At 58.4% G+C, this 23013-nt stretch carries 22 protein-coding genes and 4 tRNA genes; 17 read left to right on the forward strand and 9 right to left on the reverse strand.

Features of this window, described 5'->3' with window-relative positions; genetic code table 11:
- Positions 1–6: 6 nt before the first annotated feature.
- Positions 7–798 carry an aldolase gene (locus tag KQ933_RS06365; RefSeq protein WP_216757868.1) on the reverse strand — a complete coding sequence of 264 codons (792 nt, stop codon included), beginning with the start codon at positions 796–798 and terminating at the stop codon, positions 7–9.
- Positions 799–821: 23 nt separating this feature from the next.
- Positions 822–1523: a haloacid dehalogenase type II gene (locus tag KQ933_RS06370; RefSeq protein ID WP_216757869.1), complete on the reverse strand. Its 702-nt coding sequence runs from the start codon at positions 1521–1523 to the stop codon at positions 822–824.
- Positions 1524–1610: 87 nt separating this feature from the next.
- On the opposite strand from KQ933_RS06370, the gene KQ933_RS06375 reads away from it, so the two are divergent.
- Complete coding sequence (locus KQ933_RS06375; RefSeq protein WP_216757870.1) at positions 1611–2465, forward strand: LysR family transcriptional regulator; 855 nt, start codon at positions 1611–1613, stop codon at positions 2463–2465.
- Here KQ933_RS06375 and KQ933_RS06380 read toward each other — a convergent pair.
- Both KQ933_RS06380 and phaC read right to left on the reverse strand, forming a co-directional pair.
- Positions 2462–3802 carry a tlde1 domain-containing protein gene (locus tag KQ933_RS06380; RefSeq protein ID WP_216757871.1) on the reverse strand — a complete coding sequence of 447 codons (1341 nt, stop codon included), beginning with the start codon at positions 3800–3802 and terminating at the stop codon, positions 2462–2464. The two genes, KQ933_RS06375 and KQ933_RS06380, sit on opposite strands and share 4 nt — an antisense overlap.
- 279 nt (positions 3803–4081) lie before the next feature.
- On the reverse strand, positions 4082–5911 hold the full coding sequence (gene phaC, locus KQ933_RS06385) for a class I poly(R)-hydroxyalkanoic acid synthase (protein WP_216757872.1): 1830 nt from the start codon (positions 5909–5911) through the stop codon (positions 4082–4084).
- A 148-nt stretch (positions 5912–6059) separates the two neighbouring features.
- Here phaC and KQ933_RS06390 point away from each other — a divergent pair, with 148 nt between their 5' ends.
- The 4 genes from KQ933_RS06390 (at position 6060) to recJ (ending at position 11559) form a co-directional block, all read left to right on the forward strand.
- Complete coding sequence (locus KQ933_RS06390) at positions 6060–6482, forward strand: hypothetical protein (protein ID WP_216757873.1); 423 nt, start codon at positions 6060–6062, stop codon at positions 6480–6482.
- Positions 6483–6706: 224 nt separating this feature from the next.
- The gene (locus tag KQ933_RS06395; RefSeq protein ID WP_216757874.1) at positions 6707–7924 is read left to right on the forward strand and encodes an LL-diaminopimelate aminotransferase; all 1218 of its coding nucleotides are present in this window, start codon (positions 6707–6709) and stop codon (positions 7922–7924) included.
- Positions 7925–7990: 66 nt separating this feature from the next.
- Positions 7991–9316 carry a homoserine dehydrogenase gene (locus KQ933_RS06400; RefSeq protein ID WP_216757875.1) on the forward strand — a complete coding sequence of 442 codons (1326 nt, stop codon included), beginning with the start codon at positions 7991–7993 and terminating at the stop codon, positions 9314–9316.
- A gap of 440 nt (positions 9317–9756) precedes the next feature.
- Complete coding sequence (gene recJ, locus KQ933_RS06405) at positions 9757–11559, forward strand: single-stranded-DNA-specific exonuclease RecJ (RefSeq protein WP_216757876.1); 1803 nt, start codon at positions 9757–9759, stop codon at positions 11557–11559.
- 181 nt (positions 11560–11740) lie between these two features.
- Here recJ and KQ933_RS06410 read toward each other — a convergent pair.
- The 5 genes from KQ933_RS06410 to gloA all read right to left on the reverse strand — a co-directional run bounded on the left by KQ933_RS06410 (position 11741) and on the right by gloA (position 14031).
- Positions 11741–11815: transfer RNA gene (locus KQ933_RS06410), tRNA-Glu, on the reverse strand.
- A 157-nt stretch (positions 11816–11972) separates the two neighbouring features.
- Positions 11973–12047, reverse strand: a tRNA-Glu gene (locus KQ933_RS06415).
- Between the two features lie 74 nt (positions 12048–12121).
- Positions 12122–12196: transfer RNA gene (locus KQ933_RS06420), tRNA-Glu, on the reverse strand.
- Positions 12197–12390: 194 nt separating this feature from the next.
- A complete protein-coding gene (locus tag KQ933_RS06425) occupies positions 12391–13494 on the reverse strand; it encodes a D-Ala-D-Ala carboxypeptidase family metallohydrolase (RefSeq protein ID WP_216757877.1) in 1104 nt (367 codons plus the stop codon).
- Between the two features lie 96 nt (positions 13495–13590).
- A complete protein-coding gene (gene gloA / locus KQ933_RS06430) occupies positions 13591–14031 on the reverse strand; it encodes a lactoylglutathione lyase (protein ID WP_216757878.1) in 441 nt (146 codons plus the stop codon).
- A gap of 193 nt (positions 14032–14224) precedes the next feature.
- On the opposite strand from gloA, the gene KQ933_RS06435 reads away from it, so the two are divergent.
- The 12 genes from KQ933_RS06435 to KQ933_RS06490 all read left to right on the forward strand — a co-directional run bounded on the left by KQ933_RS06435 (position 14225) and on the right by KQ933_RS06490 (position 22913).
- Entirely contained in the window at positions 14225–14803 is a 579-nt protein-coding gene (locus tag KQ933_RS06435) for a cold-shock protein (RefSeq protein WP_183729593.1), read from the forward strand.
- On the forward strand, positions 14803–15291 hold the full coding sequence (locus KQ933_RS06440) for a DUF192 domain-containing protein (protein ID WP_216757879.1): 489 nt from the start codon (positions 14803–14805) through the stop codon (positions 15289–15291). Before KQ933_RS06435 ends, KQ933_RS06440 begins: the two co-directional genes overlap by 1 nt.
- Before the next feature lie 83 nt (positions 15292–15374).
- Positions 15375–15451, forward strand: a tRNA-Pro gene (locus tag KQ933_RS06445).
- An 89-nt stretch (positions 15452–15540) separates the two neighbouring features.
- Positions 15541–17115, forward strand: coding sequence for a DUF6538 domain-containing protein (locus tag KQ933_RS06450; protein WP_216757880.1), 1575 nt, complete (start codon positions 15541–15543; stop codon positions 17113–17115).
- A gap of 2 nt (positions 17116–17117) precedes the next feature.
- Positions 17118–17714, forward strand: coding sequence for a hypothetical protein (locus KQ933_RS06455; RefSeq protein ID WP_216757881.1), 597 nt, complete (start codon positions 17118–17120; stop codon positions 17712–17714).
- 91 nt (positions 17715–17805) lie between these two features.
- Positions 17806–19023, forward strand: coding sequence for a phage portal protein (locus KQ933_RS06460; protein WP_216757882.1), 1218 nt, complete (start codon positions 17806–17808; stop codon positions 19021–19023).
- Complete coding sequence (locus tag KQ933_RS06465) at positions 19020–19358, forward strand: gene transfer agent family protein (RefSeq protein ID WP_216757883.1); 339 nt, start codon at positions 19020–19022, stop codon at positions 19356–19358. Before KQ933_RS06460 ends, KQ933_RS06465 begins: the two co-directional genes overlap by 4 nt.
- On the forward strand, positions 19355–20938 hold the full coding sequence (locus KQ933_RS06470) for a phage major capsid protein (protein WP_216757884.1): 1584 nt from the start codon (positions 19355–19357) through the stop codon (positions 20936–20938). The genes KQ933_RS06465 and KQ933_RS06470 overlap by 4 nt, the downstream gene beginning before the upstream one ends.
- Before the next feature lie 12 nt (positions 20939–20950).
- The gene (locus KQ933_RS06475; RefSeq protein ID WP_216757885.1) at positions 20951–21346 is read left to right on the forward strand and encodes a hypothetical protein; all 396 of its coding nucleotides are present in this window, start codon (positions 20951–20953) and stop codon (positions 21344–21346) included.
- 3 nt (positions 21347–21349) lie between these two features.
- On the forward strand, positions 21350–21943 hold the full coding sequence (locus KQ933_RS06480; protein ID WP_216757886.1) for a hypothetical protein: 594 nt from the start codon (positions 21350–21352) through the stop codon (positions 21941–21943).
- Positions 21944–22116: 173 nt separating this feature from the next.
- Complete coding sequence (locus KQ933_RS33800) at positions 22117–22296, forward strand: HNH endonuclease (RefSeq protein WP_367882519.1); 180 nt, start codon at positions 22117–22119, stop codon at positions 22294–22296.
- Entirely contained in the window at positions 22293–22913 is a 621-nt protein-coding gene (locus tag KQ933_RS06490) for a hypothetical protein (RefSeq protein ID WP_216757888.1), read from the forward strand. The genes KQ933_RS33800 and KQ933_RS06490 overlap by 4 nt, the downstream gene beginning before the upstream one ends.
- Positions 22914–23013 lie beyond the last annotated feature (100 nt).

Here is a 23013-nt window from a genome sequence, read left to right on the forward strand (position 1 = left end):
CGGGATTTAGCTCCGGTATTCCGGCGCTTGCCGGTCGAGAACACGCCTGACGCTTTCAAGATGCAGGCGCGCACTTTCCGGATCGCTTTCCCGCATCTGCTTTGCGGCCTGTTCGGCGATATCGGTCGGCACAGCAATCAATTGCCGCCCGGTGCTCATCGCCTTGAGCTGAACCTCTGCAGCGCGCTCAAGATAATAGAGATCGTCCCAGGCTTCGGCGATGTTTGGCGCGCAGACCATGACGCCATGGTTTTTCATGAACAGGATGTCCTTGTTGCCAAGCACGGTTGCGATCCTGTCGCCCTCGCGCTCATCGAGCGCGAGCCCGTTATAGTTTTCATCGACCGCGACGCGGCCATAGAATTTTAGTGCCGTCTGACCGGCCCAGACGAAGGGATCGCCCTCGACCATGCTGAGCGCGGTCGCGTTCGGCATATGCGTATGGAAGGCGGCACCCACGCGCGGCGACATCTTGTGCAGGCGGGCATGGATGAAGAAGGCGGTCGCTTCGGGCACACCGTCGCCGGCGATGACATTGCCATCGAAATCGCAGATCAGCAGAGACGAGGCGGTGGCCTCCTGAAAGGCCCAGCCAAGCCTGTTGACGAGAAAGAGATCGGGATGGCCGGGCACGACGGCGGAGAAATGGTTGCAGATGCCTTCCTCAAGCCCGAGGCGCGCCGCCATTCGAAGGCAGGCCGCCAAATCGACGCGCGACTGCCAGATCTCGTCCGTATCGAGCGGCAGGTTGCGCAGTATCGCCGGCTGTCCTTTCGCAAGGTTCAGTTCATGAGCCATGTCTTGTCTCCAATCGCGTCAAATTACATCCAGCCGTTTGCGGCAAATAGGCCGGGCACCTTGTCGAGCGTCGGCACGATCTCGTTGGGACGGTAATCGCTGAGCGGCTTCCGTCCCGTGCCGCGATCCACCCAGATCGCACGAAAACCGAGTTCGCGCGCGGCGGCAAGGTCAAGATGCGGGCTGGCGCAGATATGCACGAGATCATCCATGCCGATGCCGAGCGTTTTCCAGGCATGCCGGAAGATCTGTGGCGACGGCTTATAGGCTTCCGCCTGTTCAGCGGTGATCACTCGGTCAATGAGGCCGCCGAGCTGCGCGACATTGCCGGCAATGATCGCGTCGTCGGTATTCGAGATAATGGCGAGCCGGAACCCGGCAGTCTTCAGCTTGTCGAGCGTTTCGACGACTTCGGGGAAGGGCGGCATCCGGCCGATCGATGACGTCAGCAGATCGGCATCGGCGGTGTTGAACGGCAGGCCAAACTCGTTCATCGCCAGTTCCAATGCAAGGGCGGTGACTTGGCCGAAGGATCGGTGCGGCTTCTGCTGTTCCAGTTCATGCTCGTATCGGTCGTAGACAGCAATGAAGGCCGATTGGTTGATATCGCCGCCCTTTGCCGACAGGATCGCATCCATCGCGGCAAGCAGCCCTTCATCCCATTGGATCAGCGTGCCGTAACAATCGAATGTCAGCCAGGTCGGCCGGTTTCCGGGAAGTGTCATCTGTCGTCTCCTTGATTTTCGCCATGTTGACAAAGAACGGAGTCATTGAGAAATTAAATGTTGTAATTACGCATAGTGAAAAATCGAATGAGCTTCGCTTTCGACCTTGATCTTCTTCGCACCTTTGCAGCCGTGGTCGATACCGGCGGCTTCACGCGTGCGGCAGAGCGCGTTCACCTCACCCAGTCCACTGTCAGCCAACAGATCAAAAAGCTTGAGGCCAATATCGGTCGCACCCTGCTGCTGCGCGACAAGTCGACGGGTGGCATCCAGACGACGGAAGAGGGCGAAGTGCTCCTGAGCTATGCGCGACGTCTGCTGGCGACGGCAGAAGAGGCAATGGACGTCATGCGCAAGCCCACTGCGCCCAAGACCGTCAGGCTCGGTGTTCCCGAGGATTTTGCCGGCCGCAGGCTCATCGATCTTCTCTCGGGTTTTTCTGCTGCCTCGTCGCATATAAGGCTCGACACCGTCAGCGGATGGAGCGTCGAGCTTCGCCGCCTTCTCGACGCCGGCGAAATCGATCTGGCGCTGATCAAACGCGAGCCCGGCGACGGCGCCTGTCTGGCCAGTTGGGAGGAAGAGCTGGTCTGGGTCGAGAGCATGAACCGGCCGGTGAAGGACGATGAGACGGTGCCGCTCGCGGTTTTTCCTGTTGGATGCATCTATCGCGAACGGGCGATCCGCTTCATCGAGCGCAGCGGGCGGCGTTGGCGCATTGCCTATACGAGCCAGGGTTTGATGGGAGTTCAGGCCGCAGTCGCTTCCGGCCTCGGCATCAGCTTGCTGCCATCGGATGCCGTCCTGCCTGAACATCGCCGGCTTGCAGCGGCAGATGGGTTCGATCCGCAGCCGGCATCCGAACTTGCGCTCGTCAGGGGAAAGCTGCGCCTCTCGGTAGAGAGCCGGTCGCTCGCCGATTTCCTCGCGGCCAATCTTTAGGTCCGCGAGGAGAAGAGCGAAGCAAGCGTCGAAGCAGGCTTGTTGTTCATCCGCGGCACGACGACGATCTGCCTGATATCACCGCGCTTGTAAGCGGCGAGGAAGCGCTTGTAATCCTTGAAGGAAATGCAGCCGTTGGAATCGCCGTTCTTGCCAAGCATGTAGGTGTGTGCCAGCAGACCGACGCGGTTGAAGATCGCGTCCGAACCCTGCACCGGTGTCAGGCGAATGGCCGCTACGCCATGGAACAGAGCTTCACGCATCGTCAGATTATAGGTGTGCGGCGGCGTCGGTCCGCGCATCTTCTGATCAATGTAGCGTGGGTTGTCGCGCATCTTTCCGAGGCCGGAATGGGCCTCCAGCCGCTCGCCGTTCGGCAGGTAGACCGTAGCGTTTTCGATGTCGTAGATCGCCACACCGGCGCGCAGGCGCGGCGAGAAGACCGGCTTATCGTAGCGCGGCACTGCATCGTCTTGGTCATCCTCGATCGGCGAGCTCGGCTTGGCATAAGCAAGCACAGGCTCGGCAGCACGTGGCGAACCCTTGGAGGCCGGAGCCGGCTTGCCGACGAGGCCATCGGGCCGCGCCATCGGCAGCGGTATGGAATCCTCACCGGGCGCAAGAACCAGATCGAAAGGCCGCGGGCCGCCGTCTGTCTCGGCGACTTCCACCTCTGCCGGCTTGCCGGCAGCAGGAGCGGCAGCGCGATTGACCGGCGCCGGCTCGACCGGAACAGGCATCACGCGAGGCCCCGCTTCGGTAAGCGCGAGCATGGCCGGCATTTCGGCAGCAGCAACGGCTTCCTTCGACGGAATGATGATCCTGTCATCGTCGTCAGACGCAGCGGAAGCGGTTTCGACGACGGTTGCCGACGCCTTGAGCGTGTCGTCCTTGTTGAAGCGCGGATTGTCGGAGACGGCAACCGGCTGAAGTTGCGCGACGGCAACGGGAAGGCGGTTGGTCTTCGCAAGCGCTAGGACCGCATTCGAGGCAGCCGATGTCTTCTCAGCATGAGACCGGATCAATTGTGCCGTCAAAGGCACAACCGGCTTGGCGTCGAATGCCGCAAGCCGCGAAGCCTTGTTCACATGAATGAGCCGCTCATGCGCAACGGCAACAGGTGTTGCCTTCGGCGCAACCGTGACCCGAGCAATCTCCTTTTTGGAGGAGAACGGCATCGGCACGGATTGCATTGTTGCAACAGCGCCGATGAGCCATGTGGAGGTCAAAAATCCGGCCATTGCGATGCCGGTGAGAAAACCGCGAGATCTGCCCGAACGAACAGGGGATCCGCCAAAAGGGGCGACGTTATTGAACGTCCCTACTGCAAACGCCATACTCTACTCGTCTTCCAAAACTCGCTACGCAGGCCGGCAACACTGACTACTGATCTATGCCGGAGCCGCTAACTGCCCAAAAAGGCCGAATTTTGGCCCGTCCGCGGCATGCGACCGTTTCTTAAGGATGACGAACTATGGTTTCCAATTGGTTTACAGACACGGCACTCTGCTTCGATTGTCGCGAAAAGAGACGCAATATTTTAGGGAAAGCTATTTTTCAAAAGTTTGCAGTCACCGCCCGGTGAGGGCGATTCGATGGCGGAAGATTTTCCGACGTCAGCTTCGCGCCATCACATAGCTGCCGGGTGCTTCCTCGATGGCGTTGAGTGCCGCGCCGCCCGGCTTGCGGGCCGCAACGCGCTCGCCGTCTTGCGCCTCGATCCACTCATGCCAGTGCGGCCACCAGGAGCCCGCCGTTTCCTTTGCCTTGGTCAGCCAGGCGTCATAGTCACCCTTGGCCGGGCCACCGGTCCAGAACTGGTATTTGTGCTTGTCGGGCGGGTTGACGACGCCGGCAATATGGCCGGAGCCGGTCACGACGAACTGCACTTTGCCGCCGAAGAACCGGCTGCCAAGGAAGACGGACTTCGCCGGCGCGATATGATCCTCGCGCGTCGCGAGATTGTAGATCGGAATCTTGACGTCTTTCAGCGAGACGGTTTTGCCGTCGAGGACCATCTCACCCTTTGTCAGCGCATTCCTCAGGTAGCAGTTGCGCAGGTAGAAGGCATGGTTGGCCGCCGCCATGCGGGTCGAATCGGCATTCCAGAACAACAGGTCGAAGGGGAGTGGCTCCTGGCCCTTGAGGTAGTTGCTGACGAAATAGGGCCAGATGAGCTCGCTTGCTCTCAGCATATTGAACGCCGTCGACATGCGCGAACCGTCGAGATAGCCGAGTTCCTGCATATGCGCTTCCAATGCCTGAAGCTGCTCCTCGTCGACGAAGACCTTGAGGTCGCCGGCATGGGTGAAATCGACCTGCGTGGTAAAGAGCGTCGCAGTCTTGATGCGCTTGTTCTTCTCCTTGGCATGCAAGGCAAGGGTTGCGGCAAGCAGTGTGCCGCCGACGCAATAGCCGATGGCGTTGACCTCTTTCTCGCCGGTCGCCTTCTCCACCGTCTCCAGCGCGAAGTCGATGCCTTCCCTTGCGTAAGCCGTCCAGTCCTTCAGCGCATGGCGGCTATCCGGATTGACCCAGGAGATGACGAAGACCGTATGCCCCTGGTCCACGCACCATTTGATGAATGATTTCTGCGGGTTGAGATCGAGAATGTAGAACTTGTTGATCCATGGCGGGCAGATCAGCAGGGGCCGCTTCAATACGGTTTCCGTCGAAGGCTCGTACTGGATGATCTGGCAGATTTCATTCTGGGCGATCACCTTGCCCGGCGTCAGCGCCATATCGCGGCCGACGGCGAATTTGGTCATATCGGTCTGGCGCAGGCGTAGTTCGCCGCGGCCGGCGATGATATCCTCGGTCAGCATCTTCATGCCGCGCACGAGGTTCTCGCCGCTGGTCGCGATCGTTTCCCGATAGACCTGCGGGTTGGTGACGACGAAATTGGTGGGCGATAGTGCCGCCGTGATCTGCTTCACATAGAAGCCGGCCTTGTGCTTCGTATGCTCATCCAACCCTTCGGTCTCGGCCACGAGCTTTTCAGCCCAGTCGGCGGTCACGAAATAGACCTGCTTCAAAAATTCGAAGAAGGGGTTCTTCTGCCAGTCCTCGTCTGCGAAGCGCTTGTCCTTGCGCTCGATCTCCTGTTCGACCGTCTCGCCCTGCATGCGCTGCATCGACCGCATCCAGATGCCGAAGAACGAGGTCATGAGCTGCGTCTGGGCTTCGAAGGTGCGGCGCGGATCGGAAATCCAGTATTCCGTAACCTTGGAGAGCGTCTTCACCATATCGGTGACGGGTTCGACGACCGTGTCGGAGATTTCGCCACGCTCACGCGGGGCTAGCCACGCTGAGGCTGCCTTGCCGAGGTTTTCGAGCGCACGGGCAAAGTTCATCGCCATGGCCTCGGGATCCTTCAGGAGATAGGGATCGAGATTCTTGGCGTCGAAATCCCGCTTGGCACCATTCTCCCGCTTGCTGTCGGTCACGCACTTCCTCCGGCGGCAGCATCCACTATCCGTTCGTTGTACATCTGCGACGATGAAGAAAACAAGTTCCGCACACTCGCTCTCGTGCTATTGCTTTGTCGCTGCGACGAATTTAACAGTCGAAGCAGGCAGGATTGGATCATCAGGCATGACGACGACAGGCATTGGGCATTTCGCGACCTTCACCCGCACCGCAGCAATCTGCGCGGCGGCCGCGGCGATTGCCTTCGCGCTTGTCGGATGCAACAAGACCGCCGAGGAGAAGAAGGCCTTCGCCCAGCGTATGGCAGCGCCGACCGCAGTCGTGATGCCGGCGTCCAAGGGAGAGCCTGTCGAAGGCGGCCTGACCAAAAGCAGTGATGGTTATCCCTCATTCGGTGCGCCACTGACCGCCGCCAACGTGCAAATGAGCGACGAGCAGGCAGCCGAGCTGCAGCACCAGCTGACAGCGCTGACAGGCAAGCGCAATTCAGGCGCGATTTCGGAGGCGGAGTATCAGCGTCGCGTCGCCGAGATGCGCGCGCTTGCCGCCGACCACGGGGCCTCGACGCTCTCCGAAATCACCAAATAAGCCTTGCCTTTAAGGCGATTTGGACGCAAAGCCTTCCGGATGGATCGGAAGATGCAATTTTCCCGATAATGCGCTTCATGCGCGGCCTCTCCGTCAAAGATTTGCCGCGCAGTTTGAGTTGAAGAGGAATACGGCGCTGCGAGTCTGAAGCTCGTATCGCAGATGCCGGGAGACGGAACGAGCTTCGACAGCGGTCAGTTGGCCGCATTTCCATGGGGAAAGAGATGGAAGAGTTTCACAAAGTCCGGCGTTTGCCGCCCTACGTTTTCGAACAGGTCAACCGTTTGAAAGCGAGCGCGCGAGCGGGCGGAGCCGATATCATCGATCTCGGCATGGGAAATCCTGATCTTCCGACCCCTCAGGCAATCGTCGATAAGCTCTGCGAAGTCGTCCAGGACCCGCGCACACACCGTTATTCGTCCTCCAAGGGCATTCCCGGTCTGCGCCGCGCCCAGGCTGCTTATTACGCGCGCCGATTCGGCGTGAAGCTGAACCCTGACACGCAGGTGGTCGCCACCCTCGGCTCGAAGGAAGGCTTCGCCAACATGGCGCAGGCGATCACGGCGCCGGGTGATGTCATCCTTTGCCCGAACCCGACCTATCCGATCCATGCTTTCGGCTTCCTGATGGCCGGCGGCGTGATCCGCTCGATGTCGGTCGAGCCGGATGAAAGCTTCTTCCCGCCGCTGGAACGCGCCGTGCGTCACTCGATCCCGAAGCCGCTGGCGCTGGTCCTGAACTATCCGTCGAACCCGACGGCCTTCGTTGCCAGCCTCGACTTCTACAAGGACGTCATTGCCTTCGCGAAGAAGCACGACATCATCGTACTGTCGGACCTCGCTTACTCGGAAATCTATTTCGATGGCGAGCCGCCACCGTCGGTTCTGCAGGTTCCGGGCGCAATGGACGTGACGGTCGAATTCACCTCCATGTCCAAGACCTTCTCCATGCCTGGCTGGCGCATGGGCTTTGCCGTCGGTAATGAGCGGCTGATCGCGGCTCTGACGCGTGTGAAGTCCTATCTCGATTACGGCGCCTTTACGCCGATCCAGGTTGCGGCCAGCCATGCCCTGAACGGCGACGGCTCCGACATTGCGGAAGTCCGCAACGTCTACAAGCGTCGCCGCGACGTCATGGTCGAAAGCTTCGGCAAGGCCGGCTTTGAAGTGCCGCCGCCGGCGGCCACCATGTTCGCCTGGGCAAAGATCCCGGAAAAGTTCCGTCATCTCGGCTCGCTGGAATTCTCCAAGCTGCTGGTCGAGAAGGCCGACGTCGCCGTTGCCCCGGGCATCGGCTTTGGCGAACAGGGCGACGACTACGTCCGTTTGGCGCTCGTAGAGAACGAACACCGCATCCGCCAGGCTGCGCGCAACATCAAGAAGTTCATGTCGACGGCCGACGAGACGATGCACAACGTCATCTCGCTCAACGCCCACCGTTAATTCCAACCTTGAAGACAGCCGCGAAACTGCGGCTGTCTTTCATCAGAGACATTTCAGGATCGATCCATGGCAGATGCCCTCAAAATCGGCATTGCGGGCTTGGGTACCGTTGGTGCCGCGCTTGTTCGCATCATCAAGCAGAAAAGCAACGAACTTGCAGTCACCTGCGGTCGCCCGATCACGATTACGGCAGTTTCGGCCCGTGACCAAACGAAGGACCGCGGCATCGATCTGACCGGCATCACCTGGTATGAGCGCCCGGAAGAGCTGGCCGAAAGGGCCGACATCGATGTTTTCGTCGAACTGATCGGTGGCGCAGAAGGCGCGGCAAACACAGCCGTTCGTGCCGCCCTCGCTCGAGGTCTCCATGTGGTGACAGCCAACAAGGCGCTGCTTGCCTATCGTGGCGTCGAGCTTGCGACGATTGCCGAAGAAAAGGGCTCGCTCCTGAACTTCGAAGCTGCGGTCGCCGGCGGCATTCCGGTTATCAAGGCGCTGCGTGAGTCGCTGACGGGAAATACGATCTCGCGCGTCTATGGCATCATGAACGGCACCTGCAACTACATCCTCACGAAGATGGAGAAGGAAGGTCTGTCCTTTGCCGCTTGCCTGAAGGAGGCTCAGCGTCTCGGCTATGCCGAGGCCGATCCGGCTTTCGACATCGAAGGCAATGACACTGCTCACAAGCTGTCGATCCTTACGACGCTTGCCTTCGGCAACAGGATTGCCGCTGATGATATCTATCTTGAAGGCATCACCAATATCTCGATCGAGGATATCCGCGCTGCCGCCGATCTTGGCTACCGTATCAAGCTGCTCGGAGTTGCCCAGCGCACGGATACCGGCATCGAGCAGCGCGTGCATCCGACCATGGTGCCGGTTGATTCCGTCATCGCCCAGGTCGATGGCGTTACCAACGCGGTCGCAATCGAATCCGATATCCTCGGCGAATTGCTGATGGTCGGCCCCGGTGCCGGTGGCAACGCCACAGCATCTTCTGTGCTTGGCGATATCGCCGACATCGCCAAAAGCCAGCCGGGCGCCCAGCGCGTTCCCGTTCTCGGTCATCCGGCAAAGTCACTGGAGCCTTACCGCAAGGCGCAGATCCAGAGCCACGAAGGCGGTTATTTCATTCGCCTGACCGTTCTCGACCGCACCGGCGTCTTCGCCAGCGTCGCCACCCGCATGGCCGAGAACCAGATTTCGCTGGAATCGATCGTCCAACGCTCCAAGCAGCATCTGGCGCCCTCGCATCATCAGACGATCGTCCTCGTCACTCATGCGACGATGGAGGATTCCGTGCGCAAGGCAGTCGCGGCGATCAAGGAGGAGGGCTACCTCGTAGGAGAGCCGCAGGTGATCCGCATCGAACGTCCGAAGGAAGAATCCTGACGCTTTGTTCCAGTTTGGAACGGTTCAACCCGTCCGAGGTCACTCGGACGGGTTTTCTGTTATTAATCAAAGCACTTCGCCAAAATTTATATTAACAGATATTGAGATATAGATATAATCAATCCGCGAGATGTTGGAGTCGTGGGTTGAGGAATATCGAGCAGCATACGGATGATCATGCTCCCACGGAGCTTGAGAGTCCTCGGGCGGATTTACAGAGATATGATCAGGCGACCCTTGGAGTGGCCCTCGAATGCGAGGGGCGGCAAGGGCGAAATTGGGCTACGCTCCTGATCCTGCTTTCGATCGTGTTCGTCCAGGCTCTGGGTATCGGCTTGGTTATCTGGACACTTTTCTGGTAATCCACAGCCTTCAAATCACCGCTTTGCTATCCGTTCCGCATCTGTAAAAAGAGGCAGATGATGAAAGCGGAGTTTGGCATGGCAGATATGGTCGATCCGGTGCCGCGCGCCTTCCTGGGCGTCGAAAGGTCCGTTCTCGACAATCGCTGGGTTTCACGTCTCGACCAGGCGGGGCAAAACCGCGCGCTCGCCATGTCGCAGATGCATGGCCTGCCTGACCTGATCGCCCGCGTGCTTGCCGGGCGCGGCGTTGCGGTGGATGAGGCGGTCGAATTCCTCGATCCGACGATCCGCAGCCTCATGCCTGATCCCTACAAGCTGACCGACTGCGAGAAGGCCGCCAAACGCCTTGCCGCGGCGATCCGTAATAGTGAGCCCGTTGCGATCTTCGGCGATTACGATGTCGACGGTGCGGCCTCTTCCGCGCTCATGTATCGCTTCCTCACCCATTTCGGCGTCAAGGCGCATATCTACATTCCCGACCGCATCTTCGAAGGCTACGGTCCCAACCCGACCGCGATCAACCAGTTGATCGACAACGGTGCGAGCCTGATCGTCACGGTCGATTGCGGCTCCACCAGTCATGAGGCGTTGGCGGCTGCCGCGAGCCGTAACATCGATGTCGTTGTCATCGATCACCATCAGGTGACACACGAGCTGCCGCCGTGCCATTCCCTCGTCAATCCAAACCGCGAAGACGATCTTTCCGGGCTCGGGCATCTTTGTGCGGCCGGCGTCGTCTTCATGGTGCTTGTAGCAACGCTGCGCCTGCTGCGCGAGGCAGGAGATAAGCGCATTCTCGCGATCGATCTCCTGCAGTGGCTTGATATCGTGGCACTCGCCACCGTCTGCGATGTCGTGCCTCTCAAGGGGCTCAACCGCGCCTATGTGGTCAAGGGGCTGGTCGCCGCGCGCCACCAGAGCAATGCCGGTCTTGCAGCACTTTTCCGCAAGGCGGGGCTGGCCGGACCGGTGACGCCCTACCATTTTGGCTTCCTAATCGGCCCGCGCATCAATGCCGGCGGACGAATCGGCGATGCCGCACTTGGCAGTCGTTTGCTGACGCTGGACGATGCCGTAGAGGCCGAAATCATCGCTCAACGTCTGGACGAGCTCAACCGCGAGCGGCAGGCCATGGAAGCGATCATGCTGCAGGAGGCCGAGGCCGAAGCGCTTGCCGAATATGGAGACGGCGAGGGGGCTTCCGTCATCGTTACGGCGCATGAGAAATGGCACCCGGGCATTGTCGGCCTCATTGCCGCGCGCCTGAAGGAGAAGTTCAAGCGTCCCGCCTTCGCCATTGCCTTCGATCCCTCAGGCAGGGGCACTGGCTCAGGCCGCTCGATCAATGGCTTCGACATGGGCAGGATGGTGCGTGCCGCGGTCGATGAAGGATTACTCGTGAAAGGCGGCGGCCACGCCATGGCGGCCGGTTTGACCGTGGAGCGCGGCAAGCTCGGTCTGCTGCGTGCCTTCTTCACCGAGAAGGCGCAGAAGACGGTGGCGGCCCTTGTCGCCAACGAGACGCTGAAGATCGATGGCGCCATCGCTGCAAGCGGCGCGACGATCGAGCTCATCGATCGCCTGGAAACAGCCGGCCCCTATGGCTCGGGACATTCCCAACCGGTCTTTGCCGTGCCGGCGCATCGTGTGCGTGATTCGCGTCTCGTCGGCGAGCGGCATGTGAAGGTGACGCTGGAAGCCATGGATGGCGCACGCCTCGACGGCATCGCCTTCAGGGCTGCCGAGACCCCGCTCGGCAATCTGCTTCTTAACTCTCGCGGCGCCAACGTGCATGTCGCTGGCTCGCTCGGTGCCGAACACTATCAGGGCTCGCGCAGAATCCAGCTGCGGATCAGCGACGGCGCGCCGGCCAAGTGACCGGCTGAAGGGCAAGAGGTCAGGAGGAGAGCAGGTCGGCTGCGGCCGGAAAAAAGGTTGCTTTTCCGCGAGGACGAGTGACGGGCATAACAAGCGGCACGCCACCGTCAATTCGCACATCGCGACTGAGCGAGCGTACCGAGGTAACTCTATAAAAATAAAAGGAAACAATGGAGGAGAGTGGCACGCCCTAGGGGAGTCGAACCCCTCTTTACAGAATGAAAATCTGTCGTCCTAACCGATAGACGAAGGGCGCGTGCTCTGTGGTGGCGCCCTTATAGTCAGCACCTTTGTGCGCCGCAAGCGGCAAAACGAGAAATTTTTATAGGATTATGCAGTTTTTTTCCGAGCTTGTGGAAAAGCTGAAGAGAGCCGCCTTATTGCCCTTACACGGTGCCGTCATCTGCTGACGTTGGTACGCCCTAGGGGAATCGAACCCCTCTTTACAGAATGAGAATCTGTCGTCCTAACCGATAGACGAAGGGCGCAGGCTTTCAGCTCAAATAGGAAGGCGTAGAGCGTTCCGCAAGCGGTAGATATGGCACCGGATGGAAAGAAAAGGTGGCACGCCCTAGGGGAGTCGAACCCCTCTTTACAGAATGAAAATCTGTCGTCCTAACCGATAGACGAAGGGCGCGTGCTGTGGTGGCGCCCTTATAGTCAGGCACTTCCGATCCCGCAAGCCGCAAATTCGAAATTTTTCAAAAAAATGACAGGCAATTTCCGACTGGGTAAATTGGAGATTATTGCAACCGAATCAAAGGGCTGCAGCGGCCACCGGAAACCAGCTGCCGGCCGCCTCCCTAACGTCAGGCTGCTGAGGGGTGAAGGTCAGATGGCCCTTGCCGAAGCAATCGGCGCGCTCTTGCGGCCGCAGCCCCAGTTCCAGTCGCGGGCGTTGCCGGTGTCCAGATGGACCGAATCCGTATGGCAATAGGTGCCGACGCCACCACGGTTCGGCAGCGAGCGAATATATGCGGCGATATCCCATTTGCTGATGCCGTCGATCTGGATATCGGCCGCTTCGCAGCTCTTATGCATCGATTCCTCGGCACCGCCGACTTCACGGTTATGCTGCGGATCGCGGTAGCCCGATGTTACGACGACTGGCTTGCCGAAATGGGTCTCGACCGTCTTGATGACCCGCATGAGATCGGGTTTGAAGCAGCCGACCTGTACGCTGTCGTTCTGCACATGCAGGCCATTCGGCGCGACGCGCGTCATGCCAGGCAGCGATGCCTTCTGCAGAAGCCCGGAAAGGCTGCTGAGCAGGTTCTGTTTCGGCGCACTGTAGAGCGCATTCGTCGTCGATCCCGGAATGCTGCCGCCGGCAAGCGAGGCGGTCTGTACGGGCGCAATCCTGGTGCTGGTATTCTGCGACGATTGCTGCGGCAGCATCTCGCCTTGCTGTGGCTCTGGCGGCGCGCTGAACACGCTCGATCTTGGGCCGGCATTCTCAGGTGCGTAAGCGTTCACGCCCTGCGGCTGGATGACCGTGGAGGTCGAGTTGTTCTGTGGCAGCGGCTGATGATCGGAAAAGATGCTCATCGCCTGCGCATTGATTCGCGTCGACTGCATGACGAGACCGCCGATATTGGCAGGCTGCTGCGGCTGAATGGCCGGATCGACGGGTGGAGCGGACGGTGCCGCATTCGGATCCTGCACCGCAACCTGCGGATCGACGCCGGAAACATTCGTCAGCATCGGATCGCGATAGAGCTGCTTTGGTGCCGTGGACGTCGATGCTGCCGGCATTGCCGCCGCCAGTCGCGGCACAGGCTGTCCCGCTGCTGCAGCCGGCGCGGCGACGGCGGCCGAATCAAGTGCCTTCTTGTCGGAAACGCAGCCGGAAAGCGCCAGGACGGAACTGGCGATCAGCAAAGCACCGACAGCCTGCCGGCTCGGAGGGGCAATCCGCTTGTTATTTCTGGTCAACCGAGAAATCTCCGGTGAATGCGGAAGGCGCAAGAATGCGCGCTTCCGTTACGATAGAGCCGGAGAGTGCCCTGCGAAGCTTGCCCGCAGCTTGGCTTACCAGGTGCCGGTATTGCCCATGGACAGCCAGGGTTCGGCCGGAGCCAGTTTTTCGCCCTTCTGCAGGATCTCGATAGAGATGCCGTCGGGCGAACGCACGAAGGCCATGTTGCCGTCGCGCGGCGGGCGGTTGATGATTATGCCGTTGTCCATCAACTTCTGGCAGAGCGCGTAGATATCATCCACCTCATAGGCGAGGTGACCGAAATTGCGTCCTCCAGTATAATCTTCCGTGTCCCAGTTGTAGGTGAGTTCGAGGCAGGGAGTCTTTTCGCTACGGGCACGGTCGATATCGTCCCTAGCAGCCAGGAAAACGAGCGTAAAGCGGCCCTTTTCGTTATCATGGCGGCGGATTTCCTCGAGACCGAACAGGGTGGAGTAAAAATGGAGGGAGGCGTCGAGATCTTTGACGCGAACCATGGTGTGGAGATAACGCATTTTGTTTCCTCTCTCTTTTTGGGCTAGCCCGTCTGGGTAACAGACACCAGTTTCGGGCAAGTCATCGCTATAAAATGTACAGTTGGGAATAACCGAAAACTAGGACTTGCGCTTATCCGTTACCAAGATGTTAATCTTGATTTCAAGAATCAGTTAACCGTAACAGTGTGACGCGTATTGAGGGGCTGGCGACATGGCTGACAGGATTTCATCGAATGGCTTTACCGACCTTGAAGAATTGTCGGCGGAACCGGTCGATCTCGTTGAAATCACCGGCGTGGTGAAATGGTTCGACGTGGCCAAGGGCTTTGGCTTCATCGTTCCTGACAACGGCATGCAGGACGTCTTGCTGCACGTAACGTGCCTTCGCCGCGATGGCTACCAGACCATTCTCGAAGGCACCCGCATCGTCGCTCTCGTCCAGCGCCGCGAGCGTGGCTACCAGGCCTTCAAGATTCTCTCCATGGACCAGTCGACTGCGGTTCATCCGTCGCAGATGCCGCCGGTTCGCACCCATGTTCAGGTCACGGCAACCAGCGGCCTCGAGCGCGCCCTCGTAAAGTGGTTCAACCGCACCAAGGGCTTCGGCTTCTTGACGCGCGGCGAGGGCACGGAAGATATCTTCGTGCACATGGAGACGCTCCGCCGTTTCGGCCTTACCGAATTGCGCCCCGGACAGGTGGTGCTGGTGCGCTTCGGCGACGGCGAGAAGGGCCTGATGGCCGCCGAGATCCATCCGGATGTTCCGAGCCCGGTGGGCCGGTCTCACTGATGCGCGGCCTGTTCCCGGTCGAAATGATAAGAAGCGCCTTCATGGCGCTTTTTTTCATGGTCGCCCTGCCGGCATTTGCGCAGCAGGACATGCGATTCGAAAAAGAGCCGCTGATCATCCAGACGGCTGCCGGCAAGATGCTGCACTTCACAGTGGAGATCGCGGCCACCGGCGATCAGCGCGCCTACGGCCTGATGTTTCGCAAGGCGATGGCCGAAGACGCCGGCATGATCTTCGATTTCGGCATATCGCGGCGTGTCACCATGTGGATGGAAAACACCGTCCTGCCGCTCGATATGCTCTTTGCCGACGATCGCGGCGTTATCACCCATATCAAGGAAGACGCCACGCCCTATTCCCGCGACATCATCGATTCGATGGGTGCCGTTCGCTATGTGGTCGAGGTGAATGCCGGCACAGCCCGCAAGCTCGATATTCGCCCCGGCGATCGCATCGTCAGCGCCACGACAACGAAAAAGGTGAAGTAAGCCTGTGAAAACTGCCTAGAAAGGCAGATTTATGGGGTTGCTAGGGCAGGGGGAAGCGTGTATTCCCGCTGCCATCAAAGGCTCGGAGTGTAGCGCAGTCTGGTAGCGCATCTGGTTTGGGACCAGAGGGTCGGGAGTTCGAATCTCTCCACTCCGACCATTTCTTTTGCCTGAAAACGCTGAAGATACTGGTTTTTATGGGCTTCCGGTCGTTCTTCTGTTACAAAAACCGTAACAAAAGAGACCGACATGGCAGGCAAAACAAAATATCTTCTCAATCGCGACGGTCGATATTTCGCCCGTATCGTCATTCCCAAAGACCTACGCTCCTTTCTCGATAACAAGACTGAACTTCGCACTCCGCTTGGACCTGACAAGCGCACGGCGCACGCTCGCCTTGCCACGGAAGTTGCGGCGCTTCAGCAGCAAATCGCAATCGCCGAACGCAAGGCCCAGGTATCGAAGGGCGAGGCGATCAAGCCAGGGCGCTACCCGCTCCCGGTCGATCAGATCGCGCTCCGCAATTACAACGAACGCCTAGCCTTTGATGATGAGTTACGAAATTCCGGGCCAAGATGGGCGAGCGTTGGAATCGATGATTTGCATGTTGCATTGCTGCGCGACGGCATTGCCGGAAAACTCAATGATGCCGCCCTTGAGAGGCTTGTTGGCGACAGGATTGAACGATATCGCCGTCTCGGCAACACGACCGTAGTCGCCGAGAGTGGCGAATGGCGCACATTGGCGAGAGCACTATGCATGTCGGAATTGGAAGCGCTCGCCCGTGTGGCCGAACGTGACGAAGGGGATTTCACTGGCAAGCCTGAAAGCCCAATGCTCGCAAAGGCTGTTGAGATTGACGAAGTCGCAGCTGACGTTTCCGCTTCTGACTTCAATAGCTTGACATTTGAGCAGGTCATTCAGGAGAAAGAGCGGCTTACGGCTTTGGGCTTAGGCGGGCGAAAGAAATCCGCTTCAACGCTCGACAAGTATCGGAACACTGTCCACGATTTCGAGCACCATCGCCGCAGCAAGAAAGTTGCAACTGTCACGCTCGAGGAAGGCGAGGCATGGCGCAATGCCATGCTCGAGGAAGCTAGGCTTTCCCGTAAGACCATCAGCGACAAGCTCGCAACGATCCGGGCAATTCTCGGGTGGGGCCAGGATCAATGCAGGGGCAAGCTTTATCCTGCGACACCCAAAGGAACACCATTCGACTTCCTCGAAATGCCGACTGTCATTAAAGGTGACAGCGCAGACCGCACTTATACACTCAAAGACGCTCGGCACCTACTAACCTCTGCCCGGACAGCCACCCGCGCAAGCAACCGCTGGATACCTTGGATTATCGCCCATACCGGCGCGCGGGTGAATGAAATCACTGTTCTTGAGAAAACCGACATATTTGAACTTGAGGAACATTGGTTCATCAATATTCGTGCCGATGGCGAACGCACGACAAAGACGCATACAGGCCGCAAGGTTCCCGTTCACCGTGCTCTTGTCAAAGAAGGCTTCGTTGATTGGGTAAATGCCCAGCCGGACGGCAAGCTTTTTCCGGGTGGTAAGAACGAAGACCAGCGCATTCGCGAGTGGATCAAAGAGAAGGTCTTCCCGGATAGGGAGGATATGCCACCGCCAAATCACGGATTCCGGCATCTGTTTGAGGATGCGCTCTTTGCGGGCGTAAGTGAAAAAGCGGCTCTTTACATCACCGGTCGTTCGTCCGGCTCATCCGCCGATGACTACGGTGGTAGCGATTTGCGTCTTCTCGAAATCGCAGCACAAATGGACAAAGTTCGCAGCATCATTGATGGGAGGTAAGCTTGAAAAACCCCTACTGGCATCAATACTACAAACCTCACGCTATCGACTTTGATGAAGTGCGCGACCTTTGCTTTGACGCCTATTCGATAATTTCAGCAAGCCACGCGATGGCAGGCCTACCCGGCGATGAGGTAGGGGGCACGCTCCACCAATATTTTTGGCGCACCGCCGAAGCTCGACTATCGCACTGCTTTTTGACGATCGCGGTTCGAATGCGAACTTTTGAAGATATGTTGTCGGGAGAGGAAAAGGATAAATACGACGCAATTGTCGCGGAGCACACTGGGGACGGCGAACTAGGGTCTCTCGGATGGAGCGACAGATCCGAGCGTGTCGATCTAACGTTTAGAGAAGCCTGCAATAAGATAATCCACGCAGAAGACTTTCGACCGACATATGACAATGATTCAAATGATCGGGACGAAGACTTTGCATGGGGTATGAACTGGATCGTTGAGTTGATGGGGAGGCTAGGCAAGCGCGAATGGGATGTTTGGCTTACTGCCGACGAATTCCTGTCATCTTGCCTCGAAGTTGCAAATTCGGTCGACCCTCTGCCGAATGACGAGGACGAAAGCGCCCCCGTAAAGGAATAAAAGCCTATTCTAGGATTTTTGTCATTTAAGGGATTCACATAGGATTCCGAGCATGAGACAATAGTTCCCAGATTGAATTTGGGAACAAAGAATGAAAATCGCCTCTGCTATTTCGAAGGCTCTTGGCTTCCGCCAAGAACAGAAGGCGTATTCGCTCAATAGTTCTGAGTTTGCAGACCTGATCGGTTTCCGTCCGACATATTCAGGCGTCAATATCGGTGGGCAGTCGGCGCTTTATGTTCCCGCTGTTCTTCAGGCCGTCCGATTAATCACCGAAACCATCGGTTCTCTTCCTTGCAAGGTCTATCGAGAGACATCGACCGGTAAGCTTCCGGCCAAGGATCATTCCACCTATCGCATCGTCCATAAGCGGGCGAATGAATGGACCGGTGCGGGCGAGCTTCGCACGGTCCTAACGGCGGACGCCCTTATTCATGGCAATGGCTACGCTCGCGTAGTGCGCTTCGAAGATGGCCGTCCATTCGAGCTGCATCGCCTGAAGCCGGGTAAAACTACGATCCTTGAGGCACCACTTACTGGCGCGCCGGTCTATCGCGTGTCAGAGGACGGCGGAACCCGCGACTATTCCCACACCGAAATCCTGCACGTTCCTTCCTTTCTTGGCGTCTCGCCGATTTCTTTCGGTAAGGAAGGCATTGGCCTTTCATCGATCCTTGAGCGCCACGGCGCTCAGTTCTTTGGCTCCGGCGCTCGCCCCACAGCCGTGCTTAAGGCGGACAACCTGCCGGACAACGACAACGGAGCGAATAAGCTCAAGAACGTCCGCAACGACTACCGGCGTTGGAAAGACGACCCCAATGCCCCGTTGATCTTGCCGCCCGGCTGGAACCTTGAGCAGCCGGCGATGACCTCGACCGATGCGCAGTTCCTTGAGAACCGTGTTTTTCAGCTTGATGAAATCGCCCGCATCTTCGGTGTCCCGCCGCATCTGATTTTCAATCTCGCCCGCGCGACGTGGGGCAATGCTGAAACGATGGGCGCAAGCTTTCTTCAGCTTTGCCTTCGGCCTTGGCTGGACCGCTGGACCGACGCCCTGACGACCGTCCTTCTCAGCGACGACGAACAGGACGACCATTATTTTGAGTTTGTCGTGGATGACCTGTTGCGGGCCGATGCAGCCGCCCGCACCGCGAATATGACCGCTCTCGTGACAAACCGCATCATGACGCCGAACGAGGTTCGGGCGATCCTCAACATGCCACCACTTCCCGGTGGCGACGATCTCACCAATCCTCACACTACCAGTAACGCCCTGCCGACCACGGCACCGGCCAAGGATGCCGCATGATCGAACACCGCGCCTTTTTCGGAGATGGCGAAAAATCCTTCGCCTTCCCAACCCGCGAACTCATCGAAGAGCTTGAGCGTAAGACCGACGTCGGCATAGGCGCCTTGTTCCGGCGCTTCCGCGCTTCTGACTATTCCCTGTCCGATGTTCTTCAGACTATCCGGCTTGGCCTCATCGGCGGGGGTGTTTCGCCGGTCGAAGCTGACCAGCTTGTAACCGTCTACGGTGTCGGGCGTCCGCTCGCCGAAATCTTCGCCGTCGCCGATGGCGTCATTACCGCGCTGTTCTTCGGCAACAAAGATGACCAGGGCGAAAACGGACAGGTGGTCGAATGACCGATCGCCTCGAAATCAAAGCAGAAGTCTCGATTGACGACACTGGCACCGTGACGGGCATCGCATGGCCGTTTGGCAAGCCCGACAGCTATGGCGACTTAATCGAACCGACTGCGTTCAAGTTCGCTCCTGAAGTGCCGATGATCGTTGAACACGAACAGCGGCAGGTTGTCGGTATCTGGAATCAACATACCGTCACCGACAAGGGCCTTGAGGTAAAGGGCCGCTTGTTTGTGGAAGGCATTGGCCCCGCCCGTGAGGCACGCCGTCACGTCGTCGCCGGTAGCATGTCCGGATTGTCCATTGGCTACGAGCTTCACGAACACAAGGCCCGCCCGGAAGGTGGGCGTGTCCTGACTGATCTCACCATCACCGAAATTAGCCTTTGCCGTCGCCCGGTCCACCCGGACGCCCGCACCACGGAAATCAAGTCCATCACCCAAGGAATTAATATGGAAAACGAACTGAAGAATGAACCGGAAGCGAAGTCCGATCCGGTTGTGAGTGCCGAAGAAATGAAGGCTCTGAAGGCCGATATCGCGACGATCAAGGCGAAGCTGAACCGCCCGAGCGCGTCGAACAATAATCATCCGAATGGTAACAACGACAACACCGAGAAGAAGGCGCTGGAATCTCTTATGCGCACCGGCTCGGTTGCCGAAGTGAAGGCTATCGCGTCCGACAACAATCTGGACGGCGGCTATTTCGTCCTGCCGACCACAGACCTCACCATTCGCAACCTGCTCACCGATCTTTCGCCGATGCGCGGCCTTGCCGAAGTCGTCAGCATTGCCGGCAGCACCTATGAGCGTTTCTATTCGCTCGGCAAGCGTGGCGCACGGAAGGTTTCGGAGCGTTCCGACCGCCCGCAGGACACAGCTACGCCGGAACTCATCAAGCATTCCTATGGCGTCTGCGAATACTACGCCGCACCGACCACCACGCGCACCATTCTTGAAGATGCAGCAATCGACCTGTCCAGTTGGCTCATTAACAACGCTATTCAGGACTTCGCTGAAAGCGAAGGTGAAGACTTCCTGTCCGGAGACGGTAGCGACAACTCGCCCAAGGGCTTGCTGACCTATCCAACGGCCCCTGAAAAGGACTTTGCCCGCAAGTGGGGAAACTATCAGTATGTTGCGGTTGGTGTGACCACGCCGAACGATACGCAGATTTCCGACGCGCTTATTAAGCTCGTTGCTTCGTTGCGACGCCCCTACAAGGGCAACGCCGCATTCCTCATGAATAGTAGCACGGCTCTTCGCCTTCGCCAGATCAAGGACGCTAACGGACGCTACCTTTGGGCGCCGACCGGCAATCTAATTGAAGGTATCGAGCATCCGCTGTTCGGCTTCCGCGTCGAGATTGACGAAGGAATGTCGGACATTGGCGCCGGCAATTCCCCTATCGCCTTTGGCGACTTTAAGCAGGGTTACGTGATCGTTGACCGCCAGGGCATCCGCGTCGAGCAGGATAGCACGACCCGGAAGGGTTGGATCACCTTTGATTGCTACAAGCGCCTCGGTGGTGGCGCAGGCGATTTCAACGCCGTCAAGTTCCTGAAGATCAGCGCCAACTAGGGAGAACCGGCCATGAAAGACACCTATCACGATAATAAGGCCGTTCAGGCGCTGGCGCCTGCCGTTGTCTCAACAGCGGTTGTCGGTTCTGCCATTGATCTCGCTGGTTTCGACAGCGCACTATTCGTCGTCAATACCGGCGCAGTTTCCGGTTCCGGTGACTTCGGCCTGAAGCTTCAAGAAAGCGACACGGCGACGGAAGCCGACTTCGCCGACGTGGTCCCAGCTGATCAGCTTGGCACCGTCCCGGCCACCCTCATCGCGAACAGCGTTTACCGCCTTGGTTATATCGGTTCGAAGCGCAAGCGCTATGTCCGCGTTGTGGTCACGAAGGCAGGTGGCACGTCCATCGCACTCGGCATCATCACAGTGCTCGGCCATCCGAACATCGCGCCGGTCGCGGCTTAACCCATGACCTATCAGAGGCCCGCATACGAACAGGTGACGATTGCGCATGGTGGCAATACCTTGACGCTTCGCCCATCATTGCGGGCGGCTGTTACCCTTGAAGCCCGCTATGGCTTCCCGGCGCTCATTCAAGCGCTGGACGATCTCAACCTCACAATTATTTCCGAAATCATCCTTACCGCTTGTTCCCGGCGCGAGGATGCAGCGGCCTTCCTTCTGCCAATCGTGGGAAGGCCGCTATTCCCGTTCCTCATTGCCGTGCGCCAGCCGCTCACCGCGCTTGTTACGATGCTCACACCGGCGCCCGATCCAAAGGCGAAAGCATCGTCGGGGAAATCGGTCACATGGGCCGAAGCCTATGCTGCCCTTTACGGCTATGCGACCGGCTGGCTTGGTTGGACGCCTGAAGCAGCTTGGAGTGCAACGCCGACCGAGATCGATCGGGCTTATGCCGCGCACTTCGACATGCTCAAGGCCATCCACGGCAGCGCCGAAAAAGAGCAGTCGACCTTTGATCCGCGTGAACAAATCACCGAAGAGGGTGCCCGCAACGGCCTCGCCAAGCTGAAGGCTAACGCCAAGCGAGGCAAACAATGAGCAAGCCGCCCCGCATCTGCTCGTGTGGCCGCGTCGTGCCACAAAGTGAAATCTGCGAATGTAGCCGTTCGGTAACGCGCGAGCGCAACCGTCGTCACGATGCTCGCCGACCTTCAGCCCGTGCCCGTGGCTATGACCACGAATGGCGCAAAGCCCGCCTCGATTACCTTGCCATGCACCCGCATTGCCGTGAGTGCAGCAAACACCGCGTTACGCGCCTCGCTTCGGTCGTGGACCACATCATCCCGCACCGTGGCGACAAGAATCTGTTTTGGCATCGGGCCAATTGGCAACCGCTTTGCGCACCTTGCCACAACTCCATTAAGCAACGCGAAGAAAGGACCACGAAGTGAGCGCTGCACCGCTTTATGAGGCCGCAAACCTCACCGAAACTGTAGCTATCGATTGCCCAGCCGACATTTGGACACTGATCGCTGAAGATCACCAGAATGTGTTTATTCAAAATCAGCAAGGCAAAGCTCTGAAGATCCATATTAGCTCTCTTGCGGAGCCCGCTTTGGACACCGAAGCTTTCATCGTCTCGCAGGACTACAATCCCCTCGAAAAGGTCTTTCGCTTTCACGAGCAAACCCAAGCGAAAATCTGGGTGATGCCTGCGAAGCGCGAGGCCGTCACAACGATTGTCGTCCGGCAGCTCTCCCCGGTTATGGGCGAACCACTGCGAATGGTGACATACGATGTCCCTGCCTACACCGTCCGGCCAATCGACCGGGCGCAGATGCTCAACTTTCCGCAGGGATGCATCATCACCGTTCCTGAGGACTTGCCGCTCGATTTCTATTGCACTCTGCGTCAAGGCGGTGACGACCAGATAACTATCACCCAGGGTGCCGGCGCGACTGTCGAAGAGATCGATGGGAAATTTCGCTCGGAGAAACGCCTCGCGATCCTCACATTGTTGCGATTCCCAAATGGTAGCTTTCAGCTCGTCGGGAGGACCGCAGTTTGAGGGAAAATATCGTCCTGCAGCCCGGCATTACGATCTAGTTGTTATGACGCCGGCCACAATCTTAAGCCACGACGACACCGAGCAACCCATTGTTGAGTGG

Source organism: Rhizobium sp. WYJ-E13 (assembly GCF_018987265.1).
Classification (GTDB): domain Bacteria; phylum Pseudomonadota; class Alphaproteobacteria; order Rhizobiales; family Rhizobiaceae; genus Rhizobium.

Coding starts and splice junctions, on each gene's coding strand:
- recJ (WP_216757876.1), top strand. CDS start 9,757: ATGGCAGATATGGTCGATCCGGTGCCGCGCGCCTTCCTGGGCGTCGAA.
- KQ933_RS06395 (WP_216757874.1), top strand. CDS start 6,707: ATGGAAGAGTTTCACAAAGTCCGGCGTTTGCCGCCCTACGTTTTCGAA.
- KQ933_RS06475 (WP_216757885.1), top strand. CDS start 20,951: ATGAAAGACACCTATCACGATAATAAGGCCGTTCAGGCGCTGGCGCCT.
- KQ933_RS06380 (WP_216757871.1), bottom strand. CDS start 3,802: ATGGCGTTTGCAGTAGGGACGTTCAATAACGTCGCCCCTTTTGGCGGA.
- KQ933_RS06450 (WP_216757880.1), top strand. CDS start 15,541: ATGGCAGGCAAAACAAAATATCTTCTCAATCGCGACGGTCGATATTTC.
- KQ933_RS06375 (WP_216757870.1), top strand. CDS start 1,611: ATGAGCTTCGCTTTCGACCTTGATCTTCTTCGCACCTTTGCAGCCGTG.
- KQ933_RS06435 (WP_183729593.1), top strand. CDS start 14,225: ATGGCTGACAGGATTTCATCGAATGGCTTTACCGACCTTGAAGAATTG.
- KQ933_RS06480 (WP_216757886.1), top strand. CDS start 21,350: ATGACCTATCAGAGGCCCGCATACGAACAGGTGACGATTGCGCATGGT.
- KQ933_RS06365 (WP_216757868.1), bottom strand. CDS start 798: ATGGCTCATGAACTGAACCTTGCGAAAGGACAGCCGGCGATACTGCGC.
- KQ933_RS06470 (WP_216757884.1), top strand. CDS start 19,355: ATGACCGATCGCCTCGAAATCAAAGCAGAAGTCTCGATTGACGACACT.
- KQ933_RS33800 (WP_367882519.1), top strand. CDS start 22,117: ATGCACCCGCATTGCCGTGAGTGCAGCAAACACCGCGTTACGCGCCTC.
- KQ933_RS06460 (WP_216757882.1), top strand. CDS start 17,806: ATGAAAATCGCCTCTGCTATTTCGAAGGCTCTTGGCTTCCGCCAAGAA.
- KQ933_RS06370 (WP_216757869.1), bottom strand. CDS start 1,523: ATGACACTTCCCGGAAACCGGCCGACCTGGCTGACATTCGATTGTTAC.
- KQ933_RS06465 (WP_216757883.1), top strand. CDS start 19,020: ATGATCGAACACCGCGCCTTTTTCGGAGATGGCGAAAAATCCTTCGCC.
- KQ933_RS06400 (WP_216757875.1), top strand. CDS start 7,991: ATGGCAGATGCCCTCAAAATCGGCATTGCGGGCTTGGGTACCGTTGGT.
- KQ933_RS06440 (WP_216757879.1), top strand. CDS start 14,803: ATGCGCGGCCTGTTCCCGGTCGAAATGATAAGAAGCGCCTTCATGGCG.
- gloA (WP_216757878.1), bottom strand. CDS start 14,031: ATGCGTTATCTCCACACCATGGTTCGCGTCAAAGATCTCGACGCCTCC.
- KQ933_RS06390 (WP_216757873.1), top strand. CDS start 6,060: ATGACGACGACAGGCATTGGGCATTTCGCGACCTTCACCCGCACCGCA.